Annotated in this window: 16 protein-coding genes and 4 tRNA genes; 8 read left to right on the top strand and 12 right to left on the bottom strand. The window is 68.4% G+C overall.

Annotation, left to right across the window (positions count from 1 at the left end):
- The 12 genes from MMG85_RS14335 to MMG85_RS14280 all read right to left on the bottom strand — a co-directional run.
- On the bottom strand, positions 1 to 127 hold a 127-nt coding region (locus MMG85_RS14335), incomplete at its 3' end, for a GTP-binding protein (protein WP_049472805.1).
- Positions 128 to 162: 35 nt separating this feature from the next.
- Positions 163 to 238, bottom strand: a tRNA-Thr gene (locus tag MMG85_RS14330).
- A 52-nt stretch (positions 239 to 290) separates the two neighbouring features.
- Positions 291 to 364, bottom strand: a tRNA-Gly gene (locus MMG85_RS14325).
- Positions 365 to 402: 38 nt separating this feature from the next.
- Positions 403 to 488, bottom strand: a tRNA-Tyr gene (locus MMG85_RS14320).
- 108 nt (positions 489 to 596) lie between these two features.
- Positions 597 to 1,688 carry a redox-regulated ATPase YchF gene (gene ychF, locus MMG85_RS14315; protein WP_241046631.1) on the bottom strand — a complete coding sequence of 364 codons (1,092 nt, stop codon included), beginning with the start codon at positions 1,686 to 1,688 and terminating at the stop codon, positions 597 to 599.
- Between the two features lie 77 nt (positions 1,689 to 1,765).
- Positions 1,766 to 2,347, bottom strand: a complete 582-nt coding sequence (pth, locus tag MMG85_RS14310) for an aminoacyl-tRNA hydrolase (RefSeq protein ID WP_241046630.1) — start codon at positions 2,345 to 2,347, stop codon at positions 1,766 to 1,768.
- 51 nt (positions 2,348 to 2,398) lie between these two features.
- On the bottom strand, positions 2,399 to 3,052 hold the full coding sequence (locus MMG85_RS14305) for a 50S ribosomal protein L25/general stress protein Ctc (RefSeq protein ID WP_241046629.1): 654 nt from the start codon (positions 3,050 to 3,052) through the stop codon (positions 2,399 to 2,401).
- Positions 3,053 to 3,215: 163 nt separating this feature from the next.
- On the bottom strand, positions 3,216 to 4,175 hold the full coding sequence (locus MMG85_RS14300; RefSeq protein ID WP_055940747.1) for a ribose-phosphate diphosphokinase: 960 nt from the start codon (positions 4,173 to 4,175) through the stop codon (positions 3,216 to 3,218).
- A gap of 37 nt (positions 4,176 to 4,212) precedes the next feature.
- Positions 4,213 to 4,288, bottom strand: a tRNA-Gln gene (locus tag MMG85_RS14295).
- Positions 4,287 to 5,177, bottom strand: a complete 891-nt coding sequence (gene ispE / locus MMG85_RS14290) for a 4-(cytidine 5'-diphospho)-2-C-methyl-D-erythritol kinase (RefSeq protein WP_241046628.1) — start codon at positions 5,175 to 5,177, stop codon at positions 4,287 to 4,289. The genes MMG85_RS14295 and ispE overlap by 2 nt, the downstream gene beginning before the upstream one ends.
- On the bottom strand, positions 5,174 to 5,824 hold the full coding sequence (gene lolB / locus MMG85_RS14285; protein WP_241046627.1) for a lipoprotein insertase outer membrane protein LolB: 651 nt from the start codon (positions 5,822 to 5,824) through the stop codon (positions 5,174 to 5,176). The genes ispE and lolB overlap by 4 nt, the downstream gene beginning before the upstream one ends.
- Positions 5,821 to 7,506, bottom strand: coding sequence for a tetratricopeptide repeat protein (locus tag MMG85_RS14280; protein WP_241046626.1), 1,686 nt, complete (start codon positions 7,504 to 7,506; stop codon positions 5,821 to 5,823). The genes lolB and MMG85_RS14280 overlap by 4 nt, the downstream gene beginning before the upstream one ends.
- Positions 7,507 to 7,574: 68 nt before the next feature.
- Here MMG85_RS14280 and hemA point away from each other — a divergent pair, with 68 nt between their 5' ends.
- From hemA to MMG85_RS14240, 8 genes are all read left to right on the top strand, one after another.
- A complete protein-coding gene (hemA, locus tag MMG85_RS14275; protein WP_241046625.1) occupies positions 7,575 to 8,855 on the top strand; it encodes a glutamyl-tRNA reductase in 1,281 nt (426 codons plus the stop codon).
- Complete coding sequence (prfA, locus tag MMG85_RS14270) at positions 8,833 to 9,918, top strand: peptide chain release factor 1 (RefSeq protein ID WP_241046624.1); 1,086 nt, start codon at positions 8,833 to 8,835, stop codon at positions 9,916 to 9,918. The genes hemA and prfA overlap by 23 nt, the downstream gene beginning before the upstream one ends.
- Positions 9,915 to 10,361, top strand: a complete 447-nt coding sequence (locus MMG85_RS14265; protein ID WP_241046623.1) for a GNAT family N-acetyltransferase — start codon at positions 9,915 to 9,917, stop codon at positions 10,359 to 10,361. The genes prfA and MMG85_RS14265 overlap by 4 nt, the downstream gene beginning before the upstream one ends.
- A 209-nt stretch (positions 10,362 to 10,570) precedes the next feature.
- On the top strand, positions 10,571 to 12,295 hold the full coding sequence (locus MMG85_RS14260) for a tetratricopeptide repeat protein (RefSeq protein ID WP_241046622.1): 1,725 nt from the start codon (positions 10,571 to 10,573) through the stop codon (positions 12,293 to 12,295).
- Positions 12,296 to 12,320: 25 nt separating this feature from the next.
- Entirely contained in the window at positions 12,321 to 12,839 is a 519-nt protein-coding gene (gene moaB, locus MMG85_RS14255; protein ID WP_241046621.1) for a molybdenum cofactor biosynthesis protein B, read from the top strand.
- Between the two features lie 17 nt (positions 12,840 to 12,856).
- Positions 12,857 to 13,195 (top strand): helix-turn-helix domain-containing protein, encoded by a 339-nt coding sequence (locus MMG85_RS14250; RefSeq protein ID WP_055940720.1) that lies wholly within the window; start codon positions 12,857 to 12,859, stop codon positions 13,193 to 13,195.
- Positions 13,196 to 13,225: 30 nt separating this feature from the next.
- Positions 13,226 to 14,005 carry a polyphosphate kinase 2 gene (gene ppk2, locus MMG85_RS14245; RefSeq protein ID WP_241046620.1) on the top strand — a complete coding sequence of 260 codons (780 nt, stop codon included), beginning with the start codon at positions 13,226 to 13,228 and terminating at the stop codon, positions 14,003 to 14,005.
- 3 nt (positions 14,006 to 14,008) lie between these two features.
- The gene (locus tag MMG85_RS14240; RefSeq protein ID WP_241046619.1) at positions 14,009 to 14,413 is read left to right on the top strand and encodes a hypothetical protein; all 405 of its coding nucleotides are present in this window, start codon (positions 14,009 to 14,011) and stop codon (positions 14,411 to 14,413) included.
- Positions 14,414 to 14,688: the final 275 nt, after the last annotated feature.

The raw sequence follows: 14,688 nt of genomic DNA, 5'->3' as shown, positions 1-14,688 counted from the left end.
CGCCACCGAAACGCTCCGCGCCGATCTTCGTCAGCGCCGCCGTCAGCGTCGTCTTGCCGTGGTCAACGTGACCAATCGTGCCCACGTTCACGTGGGGCTTGGTGCGTTCGAACTTACCCTTTGCCATGGCTGCTGGTTCTCGAGTGGATCAATGGATGGAAGTGGTGCTCACGAAAGGAATCGAACCTTCGACCTCCTCCTTACCAAGGAGGTGCTCTACCGACTGAGCTACGTGAGCGTGAAACCGGTTGTGTCGCCTGGGTTGCCGCAGATCCTGCACGGATGTTCAGTGGAGCGGGAGACGGGAATCGAACCCGCACTAGTAGCTTGGAAGGCTACAGTTCTACCATTGAACTACTCCCGCACCGGGAGACCACTACAACGCCAAACAACAACGAAAACTGGTGGAGGGAGGTGGATTCGAACCACCGAAGGCGTAAGCCAGCAGATTTACAGTCTGCCCCCGTTGGCCGCTTGGGTATCCCTCCGGGATCACCGGACTGACTGGGCCGGGGGCCAAATCAAACCAGGGTGAAACAGCCCGAGATTTTGGCGGGTACCGACCCGTCTGTCAACGCGCCGGACACATTTTTTTCTCAGACGTTGAACCGGAAATGCAGGACGTCGCCTTCCTGCACACGATATTCCTTGCCTTCCAGCCGCAGGCGCCCCGCATCGCGGGCACCGGCTTCACCCTTGTACTTGAGGAAGTCGTCGAAGGCGATGGTCTCGGCGCGGATGAAGCCCTTCTCGAAATCCGTATGGATCACGGCCGCCGCCTGGGGCGCGGTCGAGCCGGCCCTGACGGTCCAGGCACGCACTTCCTTCACGCCGGCGGTGAAATACGTCTGCAGGCCCAGCAAGGTATAGGCGGCCCGGATGACCCGGTTCAGGCCCGGCTCGTCCAGGCCCAGATCGGTCAGGAACGCATCCCGGTCGGCGTCGTCCAGTTGGGACAACTCCTCCTCGATGGCGGCCGAGACCGGTACCACCTGCGCGCCCTCGGTCGCGGCGCGGGCGCGCACGGCGTCCAGGTGCGGGTTGTTCTCGAACCCGTCCTCCAGCACGTTGGCCACGTACATCACCGGCTTCAGGGTCAGCAGGAACAGGTCGCGGACCAGCGCCTTCTCCTCCTCGTCCAGGCCCAGCGCGCGGCCCGGCTTGCCGTCGTTGAGGCCGGTCTGCAGCTTCTGCAGCACGGGCTTGCGGGCGATCGCATCCTTCTCGCCCTGCTTGGCCGAGCGCTCGGCGCGGTTGAGCGCCTTCTCGACGCTCTCCAGGTCGGCCAGCGCCAGCTCGGTGTCGATGGTGTCGATGTCCGAGAGCGGGTCGATGCGGTTGTTGACGTGGATGACGTCGTCGTTCTCGAAGCAGCGCACCACGTGGGTGATCGCATCCACTTCGCGGATATGGGCCAGGAACTTGTTGCCCAGGCCCTCGCCACTGGCGGCGCCCGCCACCAGACCGGCGATATCGACGAACTCGACCGCCGTCGGGATGACCTTCTGCGGCTTGACGATCTCGGACAACTGGTTGAGGCGCGGATCGGGCACCGGCACCACGCCCACATTCGGCTCGATGGTGCAGAACGGGAAGTTGGCCGCGGCGATGCCCGCCTTGGTCAGCGCGTTGAACAGGGTGGACTTGCCGACGTTCGGCAGGCCCACGATGCCGCATTTGATGCCCATGTCTAGAATCCGTGAATGGAGAATCGGGAATGGGGAATGGGAAGCGACGCAGCTCCCGATTCCCCATTCCCCATTCCCTATTTACTCGGCGTGTGCAACCGCGTCATCGCGTCCATGAAGTTGCCGGCCACCGCGAGCGGCAACACGTCCAGCGCGTCGTCGATCGCGCGGGCGATCAGGATTTCGTCGTCCTTGCCCGGCTTGCCCAGCACCCAGCCGGTCACCCGGTCCTTGTGACCGGGGTGGCCGATGCCGATCCGCAGCCGGTGGAACTTGCCATGACCCAGGTGCTGGATGGTGTCGCGCAGGCCGTTCTGGCCGCCGTGGCCACCATCGAACTTGAGCCGCGCCGCGCCGGGCGCCAAGTCCAGCTCATCATGCGCCAGCAGCGCCTCTTCCGGGGCGATCTTCCAGAAACGCAGCGCCGCCGCGACCGACTTGCCGCTGAGATTCATGTAGGTGGCTGGCTTCAGCAGCCACACCGGCTGACCGGCGACCACGACCTTGGCCGTCTCGCCGAACAGTTTGCTGTCCAGCCCGAACCGCTCACCCTGCCGCTCCGCCAGGGCGTCGACAAAATGGAACCCGGCGTTGTGCCGGGTTCGGGCATGTTCGGTACCGGGATTGCCCAGTCCGACGATGAGGCGCAAGCCTGCCATGGGGACGCACCGCGCACCTGCGCCCGCCGGAGCGGGCGCAGGCTCACGCGATTACTTGTCGTCCTTCTTGGCGACCTTGGCGGCCGGCACTTCGGCCGACTCGGCCGGAGCTTCCTCGACCTCTTCCTTGCCGTGCTTGGCGATCACGACGGCGACGTCGTGTTCCTTGCCCAGCTTCAGCTCGGGGATGACCACACCGGCCGGCAGCTTGACGTCGGACAGGTGGATCACCGCACCGATGGCCAGGTCGGCCAGGTCGATCTCGATGAACTCCGGCAGGTCCTTCGGCAGGCACTCGACGACGACTTCGTTCAGCTCGTGGGTGACCACGACTTCGGCGGACTTGCCGGCCGGCGACTTGTCTTCGTTGAGGAAGTGCAGCGGCACGGCCGTGCGCAGCGTCTCGTTCTCGTTCACGCGCTGGAAGTCCAGGTGCATGATCTGCTGCTTGAACGGGTGGCGCTGCATGTCACGCAGCAGCACCTTCTGGATGTCGCCATTGAGGCTCAGGTCCAGGATCGACGAGTAGAACCAGTCGTGCTGCGAGGCCAGCCAGACCTCGTTGTGGTTCAGCTGGATGCTGACCGGCTTCAGTTCGCCACCGTAGACGATGGCAGGCACGGTGCCCGCGTGACGGAGGCGGCGGCTCGCACCCTTACCCTCGTCTGCGCGGCGCTCGACCTTGATTTCATGTGTCTTAGCCATTTGCTTCACTACCTAGGTTGAATGAACCGCCTCACGGCGGCTTTGACGACTCTTCCGCGACCAGAAGAGTCCTGGGAAGGCCGGGATTCGGCATTCGGGATTCGTGATTGGCAAGCGCATTGGCTTTGGCGAATCACGAATCCCCAATCACGAATCCCGGCTCTCAATCCACGTACAGCGAACTGACCGACTCGCCGAAGGCGATGCGGCGGATCGTTTCCGCCAGCAGTTCCGCCACCGACAGCTGGCGGATCTTGCTGCAGCCCTGCGCCTGCGGCGAGAGCGGAATGGTATCGGTGACGACGAGTTCGTCGAGCACCGAGTTGTTCAGGTTGTCCACCGCCGGGCCGGAGAGCACGGGGTGGGTGCAGTACGCCGCCACCTTGTTGGCGCCGTGCTGCTTGAGCGCGGCCGCCGCGGCGCAGAGCGTGCCGGCGGTGTCGACGATGTCGTCCACCAGCACGCAGTCCTTGCCTTCCACGTCGCCGATGATGTTCATCACCGTGGCCACGTTGGCGCGCGGGCGGCGCTTGTCGATGATCGCCAGGTCGGCGTCATCCAGGCGCTTGGCCACCGCGCGGGCGCGGACCACGCCGCCGACGTCGGGCGAGACGACCAGCAGGTTCTCCGTGCCGTAGGCGCGCCAGATGTCGGCCAGCAGCAGCGGGGAGGCGTACACGTTGTCGACCGGGATGTCGAAGAACCCCTGGATCTGGTCGGCGTGAAGGTCCACCGTCAGCACACGGTCGGCACTGACGGCACCGAACATCTTCGCCGCCACCTTGGCCGTGATCGGCACGCGCGAGGAGCGCATGCGGCGATCCTGGCGGGCATAGCCGAAGTACGGCACCACCGCGGTGACACTGCTGGCCGAGGCGCGCTTCAGCGCGTCGATCAGGACCAGCAGTTCCACCAGGTTTTCCGCGCTCGGCGCGCAGGTGGGCTGCACGACGAAGACTTCCTGCCGGCGGACGTTCTCCTGGATCTCGACCTGGACTTCGCCGTCGGAGAAGCGCGACACCAGCGCCTTGCCCGGCCGCACGCCCAGCTCGCGGCAGATGCTGTTCGCCAACGGCTTGTTGGCGTTGCCGGAGAAGACAAGCAGGTTGCGTTCGTCTTGCATGGGTCGTCTCGGCAGGCGCGGCGTGAAACTGATGAGTTGGCAGGGGCGGAAGGATTCGAACCTACGAATGCCGGGATCAAAACCCGGTGCCTTAACCACTTGGCGACGCCCCTAGGCGTTTTTCTCCGTCCCGCGAACCTGCTCCAGCGCGCGCAGCAGTGGCGATCGCGCGGCGCCCTCCACCACCCAGGCACGCAGCCCGGACTGCAAGGTCGCCAACGCAGCCTCGGCAGAGGCCCGGTCAGCGAACTCCACGAAGCAGCCGCCGCCGGAACCCGTCAAACGTGGCGTACCGATGTGCGCAAGGGCCTGGAAGACCGCCTCGATGGCGGGCTCCCGGCGACGCACGACCGGCTCGAACGTGTTGCCGAGCAGTGATCCCGAAACGAAGTCCGATATTTTCGCGGGTGCAGCATCACGCGTCAAATCCTGTGATGCGAAAAGTGCCGCCGTGGGCACGTGGACGCCGGGATCGACCAGCAGATATGCCGCCGGCGGCAGCGCCAGCGGGGTCAATCTCTCGCCCACGCCCTCGGCCCAGGCATTCTCACCACGCACGAAGACAGGCACATCCGCCCCCAGCTGCAGCCCCAGGGCCGCCAGGCGATCCGGCCCCAGCCCGCAGCGCCACAGATGATCCAGGGCGACCAGCACGGTGGCGGCATCCGACGAGCCACCACCGAAGCCGCCTCCGGCAGGAATGCATTTTTCAATGCCAATGTCCGCACCTTCGGCGACATTGGCTTCTTTTTTGAGCAGCTTGGCGGCACGGATGACGAGATCATCGGCTTCGGCGACGCCGGGTGCGGACTCCCCCAGTCGCCTGATATCGCCATCGGCACGCGGCCGCAGGTGGAGGGTGTCGCCCCAGTCCAGCAGCCGGAACACGGTCTGCAGCAGGTGGTAGCCGTCCTCGCGGCGACCCACGATCTGCAGGGTCAGGTTGAGCTTGGCCGGCGCCGGCCAGGCCGACCAGCCCTCGTCGGCCGGGAAGACGCTCACTGCGGCGCCAGTTGCCACTGGTCAACGGCGACCTTCACCGTCGCGCCCTGCCGGCGCGCCTCCATCCGTCGCGGCATGACCGGCTGGGCGCCTTCGGCCGGGAACCAGTCCAGATAATCCACCCGCCAGCCCTGCTGCGTCAGGGTCCGCAAGCGACCCTCGTTGTCGAACTCGATGCCGTCGGCCGGCATCGCCGGATCGGCGACACCGCGGGCCCAGTGCACCATCGAGGCGACCGGGATATCCCAGCCGGTGGCCTCGCGCAGCAGGCGATCGGCATCGGCACCCTCGCGCGGACCGCCTTCCAGGCCTTCCAGGCGCGCGGCGCCGGTGGGCAGGTCGCCACTCAGGCGCCAGCTCTGCCGGGTGATCGGGGCGCTCAGGGCGACCCGATAGGTCGCGCCGGCCTGCAGCCAGTCGAGGCGGCCACTGCCGCCCTTGCCGTTGGCGTTGACCGCGACCCGGCCCGCGAACGACCAGTCTGGCTGCGACGCCAACCACGCTGAGCGGGTGGCCTGGCCGGCCTGCGCCGCCGCCAGCGCTTCCGGATCGCGCAGGGCGGGCGAATCCACCGCCGGGCCGCGCGTGGCGCAGCCGGCCATCGACAGGGCCGCCAGCCCCGCCAGCAGGAATCCGGAAACCTTCATGCGCCTGTCTTCTCCAGCGCCCGCAGCAGCGAGCGGTTGTCGGGGTCAAGCTTGCGCGCTTCCTCGAAGTAGCGGCGCGCCTCGTCCTTCTGCCCCATCACCCACAGCACTTCGGCCACGTGGGCGGCGATTTCGGGGTCCTTCTGCAGCGTGAATGCCCGCCGCAGCTCGACCAGCGCCTCCGCATGACGGCCCAGCCGGTACAGCACCCAACCATAGCTGTCGATGATGGCGGCGTCGTCCGGCACCGCGGTGCGCGCGCGATCAATCAGCTCCAGCGCCTCCTGGTAGCGGGTGGTGCGGTCGGCCAGCGTGTAACCCAGCGCATTGAGCGCGGCCACGTTGTCAGGTTCGATCACCAGGATGCGGCGGAAGTCGGCTTCCGCATGGTCGATGCGGTCGCGCCGTTCCCAGGCCAGTCCGCGCGAGTACAGCAGCGCCAGATCGTCCGGATAGGCCGCCAGACCACGCGCGAAAACTTCCAGCTCGCCCGCGTCCTGGCCGTCCTTCTGGCGCAGCTCCGCTTCCATCAGGTAGGCGTCGCGGCGCGTGCCGTCCTCCACGCTGGCGTCGCCCTGCAGCGTGCGGGCGTCGGCGAAGGCCTCGTCGTTGCGCTTCAGGTCGAACAGCGTCTTGATCGCACGCAGGCGGGCTTCGGCCCGTTGTTCGCCCGCCGGCACGCTGCGATACCAGGTGAGCGCCTCTTCGTGGCGCTCGAGGAATTCGGCCATCTGCCCGAGCAGCAGACGGCGATCCGGGCTGTACTGGGTCGGCTGGTCCGCGCCAGCGCGCTTCAGCTCTTCGTACAGGGCAGCCAGTGCCGTCTTGTCGTCGGCCTTGGCCAGCAGCTGCGCACGCAGCCCGTAGGTCAGCGTGTCCTGCGGCCCCTGCCCCATGGCGCGCGAGGCCGCCGCCGGATCGCCCAGCCGGTCGTATTCCTCGGCCAGCTTGAGCCGCAGGGCGGGATCGGTCGCCGCTTTCGGCAGCAGGCCATCCAGCACCGTGCGCGCCTCCTGCTTGCGGTCGGCCTGCAGCAACTGGCTCGCCTGCAGCAACGCGACCAGCGGCTCGCCCGAAAAGCGCCTCACCATGTCGCCGACCATGCGCTCGGCCAGGGCCGGCTGGTCCAGTTGCTGGGCAAGCACGGAAAAGCCGAGCCAGGGCTGCAGCTTGTTCGGGATGGCGCCGTCGTCCACCAGTTCCTTCAACAGCCGCGGTGCCAGCGCCGGATCCTTGCCGCCGCTGCCCAGCGCCGCGAGCGCATACCGCCAGCCGCGGTCATCGGCATCCTTCATCAGCGCGGCCAGTTCCCGGCGTGCGATGCGCGCCTGTCCCTGGCGCAGCGCCAGCGTCGCCTCGGCACCACGCAGGGCCAGCGTGCGCGGGGAACGGGCCCGCCACAGCGCCAGCGCTTCGGCGGCCCGGGCGTCGTCCTTGGCCAGCAGCGCGATCCGGGTGGCGCGCTCGGCGAGTCCGGCATCGTCGCCCCGCTTGGCCGCATCCAGGTACCAGCGCGCCGCTTCCGGCAACTGACCGGCCTGCAGGGCGAACTCACCCGCCATGACGGTGGCCAGTGCATCGTCCCGCGTGTCCGCCGGCGAGGCCGCGGACGCGGCGATGGCGGACGGTGCGGCGAGCGCGAAAACCAGCACGGCGATCCAGCTGCGAATCATTTCGGGCATGAACGTCACGTCGGCCGTAAAATGGCGGCCCTGATATGAGCCAGCAGCTTACTGCAAGCGCCTGAACGATGACGTTGTGGGTCCTCGGATTGAACCACCAGACCGCGCCGGTCGACCTGCGCGAACGGGTGGCGTTCGACGCCGGCACGGTGCCGCACGCGCTGTCGTCGCTGCGTGCGCTGCCCGACGTGGTCGAGGCCGCTCTGCTGTCGACCTGCAACCGCACCGAGCTGTATGCGGTGGCCGAGGACGGCGACGTGCTGGCGAGCTGGCTGGCCACCCATGCCGACGGCCTGGAAGGCTATCTCTACCGGCACAGCGATGCCGACGCCGTGCGCCACCTGTTTCGGGTGGCCACGGGACTGGACTCGATGGTGCTGGGCGAGCCGCAGATCCTGGGCCAGGTGAAGGACGCCTGGGCCACGGCACGGGAGCACGGCGCGCTGGGCAACCGCCTGGACCGCCTGTTCCAGCAGACCTTCGCCGTGGCCAAGCGCGCACGCACCGACACGCGGGTGGGCGCCAATCCGGTGTCGGTCGCTTCCACCGCCGTGCGGCTGGCGCAGAACTCGTTCGCTCGTCTCAGCGAATCCACCGTGCTGCTGGTCGGTGCCGGCGAAACCATCGAACTGGCCGCCAAGCACCTGAGCGAAGGCAAGGTGCGCCGGCTGCTGGTCGCCAACCGCACGCTGGCGCATGCGCAGGAACTGGCCACCCGCCACGGTGGCTACGCCCTCCCCCTGACCGAACTGGAACGGCACCTGGCCGAAGCCGACGTGGTGTTTTCCGCCACCGCCGCGCGCGAACCCGTCGTGCTGCAGGCCCAGGTCGCCGCCGCGCTGGCCAAGCGCAAGCATAAGCCCATGCTGCTGTTCGACCTGGCCGTGCCGCGCGACATCGAGGCCTCGGTGGCCGAGCTGCGTGACGCCTATCTCTACACCGTCGACGACCTGGAGCGCGCGGTCGAGGACAACCGCCGCAGCCGGCGCGAAGCCGCCGATGCCGCCGAGGCGATCATCGACGTGCAGGTCGGCCGTTTCATGGAAAGCCTGCTCGCCGGATCGCGCCAGGAGCCGCTCAAGCGCCTGCGTGCGTTGGGCGAATCCACCCGCGAGGACGTGCTGGCGAAAGCCCGCCAGCAGCTCGCCAACGGCCGCGAACCGGAGCAGGTGCTCGAATTCCTCGCCCACACGCTGACCAACCGCCTGCTGCATCCGCCGACCGCCGCCCTGCGCGAGGCCGCGATGAGCGGCGATGCCGACCTGGCGCGCGCCGCCGACCGCCTGTTCCCCGCGCAGCCGCCCTTTTCCCATCTGAAGAAAGACGATGACGCCGACGCTGCGCCGTAAGCTCGAAGCGCTGGCCGAACGCCGGGAAGAACTCGAACGCCTGCTCGCCGATCCCGGCGTGATCGGCGACAGCGAGCGCTTCCGCAATTTCTCGCGCGAGTTCTCGCAGCTCGAACCGGTGGCCACCGCGATGGCGGAAGAGAAGCGCGCGCAGGCCGACCTGGCCGCCGCGCAGGCGATGCGCGGCGATCCGGAACTGGCCGAACTGGCCGACGAGGAGATCGCCGCCGCCCAGCAGCGCCTGGCGCAACTCGACGACGAACTGATGTTGCTGCTGCTGCCCAAGGACAACCGCGACGAGGGCAACCTGTTCCTGGAAGTGCGCGCCGGCACCGGCGGCGACGAGGCCGCGATCTTCGCCGGCGACCTGTTCCGCATGTACGCGCGCTACGCCGAGCGCCAGGGCTGGAAGGTGGAGATCGAATCCGACAGCCCCGGCGAACACGGCGGCTACAAGGAAGTGGTGGCGCGCATCGTCGGTCGCGGCGCCTATTCCAGGCTCAAGTTCGAATCCGGCACCCATCGCGTGCAGCGCGTGCCCGAAACCGAATCGCAGGGCCGCATCCACACCTCGGCGGCGACGGTGGCGATCATTCCCGACGTGGACGAAGTGGACGACATCGTCATCAATCCCGCCGACCTGAAGGTCGACACCTTCCGCTCTTCGGGCGCGGGCGGCCAGCACGTCAACAAGACCGAGTCCGCCATCCGCATCACCCACGTGCCCAGTGGCGTCGTGGTGGAATGCCAGACAGAGCGCAGCCAGCACGCCAACCGCGACAAGGCGATGAAGCGACTGAAGGCGCAGTTGCTCGATGCCGAGCGCAGCAAGCAGCAGGCCGCCCAGGCGGAGACGCGCAAGCTGCAGGTCGGCAGCGGCGACCGCAGCCAGCGCATCCGCACCTACAACTTCCCGCAGGGCCGCATCACCGACCATCGCGTCGATGGCCTGACCCTGTACGACCTGCCCAACATCATCCAGGGCAACCTGGACGAACTGATCGACCGGCTCAGTCGCGAGCACCTGGCGGATGAACTGGCGCGGCTGACGGAGGCCGCATGAATCCCATCGTGCGCCGCACCGGACTGACGCACCTGGACGTCGTCGCCGCCCTGTTCGACCAGTACCGCGGCTTCTACGGCCAGCCCTCCGACTTGGCGCTGGCGCGCGATTTCATCCGCGCCCGCATGGAACGCGACGAATCCGTCGTGCTGCTGGCGTGGATCGACGAGCGAGCCGTCGGCTTCACCCAGCTGTATCTCACGTTCTCGTCGGTCAGCGCGGCGCGCGTCTGGACACTCAACGACCTGTTCGTGACGCCAGGCGCACGCCGCAACGGCGTGGCCCGCGCCCTGCTGTCGGCGGCCGCTGATTTCGCCCGCGCCGATGGCGCGCTGCGGCTGGAACTGGAAACCGACCACGACAACGCCAACGCACAGGCGCTGTACCGCGCGATGGGCTGGGCCGCGTACGACGGCACGCTGCGCTTCCGCCTGCCGCTCTGAGCGTACCCTTGGAGGCTGTCGTACTCATTGTGGAAGCGACGTCAGTCGCGACAGTGATGCCTTGTTCGCGACTGACGTCGCTTCCACAGTCGGGAGTCCTGGCATCCGCGACTTGTCGCGCACGGTCGCCCGTCGCTAGGCTGCACGCATGATCGCCGCGACCTCTCCCCCTGCACCCAGCACCTGCGGCATTGGCCCCGGAAATCGCGATGGCCGCTGAAGACCCGCGCGACGAACGCGCACAACTGCGGCAGCGGGTGCAGCAAGCCCCGCACGACTTCATCGCGTGGGTGATGCTGTCGGATGCCGAACTCGACCACGGTGATGCCGAAGCCGGGCAGCGCGCCGCCGAGCGCGCGTTGAATCTCCGTCCCCGCCATCCCGAAGCCCTCGCCCGGCTCGGCCGCAGCCACTGGCTGTCGGGGCGCCACGTGCAGGCCGCGCAGACGCTGAGCGAGGCCGCCGCGCAGGCGCCGCAGCATCCCGGCATCGCGCTGTGGCTGGGCCATGCACTGGAAGATGCCGGTGAAGCCGAAGCGGCCGCACAGGCCTACGAACACGCCTACCGGCTGGTGCCGGACGAGCCGATGTTCGCCGCGCACCTGCTGAACTGGCGCCGCAAGCTGTGCGACTGGCGCGAGCTGGATGCCCTGTCGGCACAGGTGCGTCGCGCCGTCCGCGCAGGCAACGGAGTCGTGGAACCGTTCGCCTTCCTCAGCGAAGACGCCAGCGCGGACGAACAGCTGGCCTGCGCGCGTCAGCGTGCGCAGGCGTTGGCGTCGGTGATCCGACCGCTGCCGCCTGCCTCGCGCGCATCGGTGGACGCGCCGCTTCGCCTCGGCTTCCTGTCCAACGGCTTCGGCGCGCATCCCACCGGGCTGCTGACGGTGGCGTTCTTCGAAGCCCTGAAGGTGCAGGACGCGGGGGCCGCGCACCTGTTCGCGCTCACGCCCGATGATGGCAGTCCGATCCGGCAACGGCTGAAGGCAGCGACACAACTACACGACCTGTCCGGACAACCGCACGCCCGCATCGCGCAGGCCATCCGCGATCAGCGCATCGACGTGCTGTACGACCTGCGCGGCTGGGGTGGCGGCGGCACGCCGGAAGTGCTGGCGATGCGGCCCGCGCCCGTGCAGGTCAACTGGCTGGCCTATCCCGGCACGTCGGGTGCGCCCTGGATCGACTACGTGCTGGCAGACCGCTTCGCCCTGCCCGCTACATTGGCGCCGGCCTACAGCGAAGCGGTCGCCTGGCTGCCCGGCGCCTTCCAGCCGTCGGACACCCGTCGCGCGGTCGACACGCCTCCGTCACGCGAAGCCTGCGGGCTGCCTGCTGTCGGCGTGGTCTATGCCTGCTTCAACAACAGCTACAAGATGAATCCACGCAGCATGACGCGGATGCTGCGCGTGCTCGCCGGCGTTGAAGGCAGCGTGCTGTGGCTGCTGTCCGGGCCTGGTCTTGCCGACGATCGCCTGCGCGCGGCGGCACGGGCGCACGGCGTGGATCCGGCGCGGCTGGTGTTCATGCGCAAGCAGCCGCATGCGGACTATCTGGCGCGCTACCGGCATGCCGACCTGTTCCTCGACACGCATCCGTACAACGCGCACACCACCGCGTCGGACGCCCTGTGGGCAGGCTGTCCGGTGCTGACCTGCCCCGGCACGACGTTCGCCGCGCGCGTGGCCGGCAGCCTCAACCATCATCTCGGCCTGGACGACATGAACGTGGCCGATGACGACGCGTTCGTCGCCACGGCGATCCGCCTGGGCCACGATGCCGCCGCGCGCACGGCATTGCGCACGCGCCTGCAGAACGCACGCGCGGACGCACCGCTGTTCGACATGCCGCGCTTCGCGGAAGGCTTTGCCGACATCGCCCGGCGCATGGCGGACCGGCACCGCGCGGGCCTGCCGCCCGCGCCACTCGACTGACCCGCGATTGCGCTACCCTGCGCGCATGAGCCATGCCGATGCCCTGATCCCGCTGCGCCTCTGCGTGCTGACCGTGTCCGACAGCCGCAGCCTCGCCGACGACCGTTCCGGCGATTACCTGGCCGAAGCGCTGACGCAGGAAGGCCACCACCTGCACGACCGCGCCCTGCTGCCCGACGACCGTTACCGGTTGCGCGCATGCGTCTCGCAATGGATCGCCGATCCGGACGTCGACGGCATCCTGGTGACCGGCGGCACCGGCTTCACCGGCCGCGACTCCACGCCCGAAGCGCTGCTGCCGCTGCTGGACAAGGAAATGCCCGGCTTCGGCGAACTCTTCCGCCATGTCAGCGTGGACGAGATCGGCACCTCCTCACTGCAGTCGCGCGCCTTCGCCGGCCTGGCCAACCAGACCTTCCTCTTCTGCCTGCCCGGCTCCACCTCGGCCTGCCGCACGGCGTGGGAGAAGATCATCCGCGCGCAACTCGACGCACGCACGCGCCCCTGCAACCTGGCGACGCTGCGTCCCCGCCTGAAGGAATGAGCCAAGGAGCGCCCGCGATGTCACTCGATGCCACCCTGCGTCTGCTCACCAAGGCCAGTGGCCTGACCGCCGCCGACCTCGCCGCCGCCATCCCGCGTGCCGGCGTGGCCACGGTGAAATCCTGGCTCGCCGGCGAGAAGCTGCCCGGCGGCGACCAGCTCGCCGCGCTGGCGCGTGCGTTCGGTGTTCCGGCGGGTGCCCTGCTGTCGGAACTGGCGACCACGCTGGACCCCGCCCGCACGCAGGGCGAACACGACCTGCTGGCCGCCTACCGCGCGCTCAACACCCGCCAGCAGGGCGCACTGCTCGAAGTCGCCCGCGGCATGGCCGGCCACACCGCCCGCCGCAAGCGCTGACCCCCTTCCCACACCGCACAGGATGCCGCGATGAAAGCCCTCAAGCGCAAGGAATACGAAGCCCGCCTCAAGCCGCTGCAACTGGAGCTGGCCGCGATGGCACGCTGGGCCTCGCATTTCGGTGCGCGCATCGTGGTGGTGATGGAAGGCCGCGACACCGCCGGCAAGGGCGGCGCCATCGGCGCGATCACCGAACACCTCAACCCGCGCCAGTGCCGCGTGGTGGCGCTGCCCAAGCCCAGCGAGCGCGAAGCCACGCAGTGGTATTTCCAGCGCTACATCTCGCACCTGCCGGCGGCCGGGGAGATCGTGCTGTTCGACCGCAGCTGGTACAACCGCGCCGGCGTGGAGAAGGTGATGGGCTACTGCAGCGACGAGCAGCACGCGCGCTTCCTGCAGCAGGCGCCGGTGTTCGAGCGCGGCATCACCGACGACGGCATCCTGCTGTTCAAGTACTGGCTGTGCGTGGACCAGGCGCAGCAGGAAGAGCGTTTCGCCGAGCGCGCCGAAGAACCGCTGAAGAGCTGGAAGCTGTCGCCGATCGACCTGAAGGCACGCGAGAAGTACGCCGACTACACCGCCGCGCGCGAAAGCATGCTCAAGGCCACCCATACCAAGCACGCGCCATGGACGCTGGTCGACTTCAACGACCAGCGCATCGGCCGCCTCACCCTGATCCGCGATCTGCTGGACCGCCTGCCTGATACGCAGGTGCCGCTGGAACCGCTGGGCCTGCCTCCGCTCAAGGGCAAGCTGCACAAGGAACGCTACGGCGTGCTCAAGCCGATCAAGCCGCACCACGGCGGCTGACGCATGCGGTTGCCGCTGATGGCCGCACTGTGGCTGGCCGCATCGCGCGCGATGGCGCAGGACGCCGCTGCAGCATCCGACAACGCCGATGCGACGACGCTGGAAACCCTGACCGTCCGGCCCGAGCCGGAGGAAGTGGTGGACCTCTACCGCTTCGAGAATCCGGTCGAGGTCGAACCCACCATCTTCGACCGCAGCTGGAAGGAACCGACCAGCCTGGAGCAACTGGGCAAGAACGGCGGCATCGTGCCGGTGCTGGCCGGACTGGCGGCGAAAGGCATCCAGAGCGGCGCACGCAAGATCCCGGGCTGGAAGGAACCCCGGCAAGAGGTGATCGCACGCCCCCCGCCGCTGGACGAGGAACAGGCCGCTCGGGCATTGCGCCTGCAGCAGTCCGGCGAACCCTGAGGCTGCATCACCGGCCGCAGCGCCCTGCGCGGATCATCGACGCGAACGCACGTCGACGACCGCGCGACGACCGCCCGATCCTGCCCTGCGAACTGCCGGGCCCGCTGCCCGACATCCCGTTGGCGGACGAACCGTCGGCCGCGTCGTCACTGACAGCGAACCGGCCTCTTCACGCCGGTGCGGACAGGGCATGCACACGCCAGACAACGACGACCAGCGTCGCACCCGGCACGCCATCGACAGGTCGCCACGGGACATCGTGCGGTCACCGCGTG

The sequence above is a fragment of the Pseudoxanthomonas sp. LH2527 genome (assembly GCF_022539275.1).
In the GTDB taxonomy this organism is placed as follows: Bacteria; Pseudomonadota; Gammaproteobacteria; order Xanthomonadales; family Xanthomonadaceae; genus Pseudoxanthomonas_A.
This window is presented reverse-complemented; position numbering and strand designations above follow the sequence as displayed.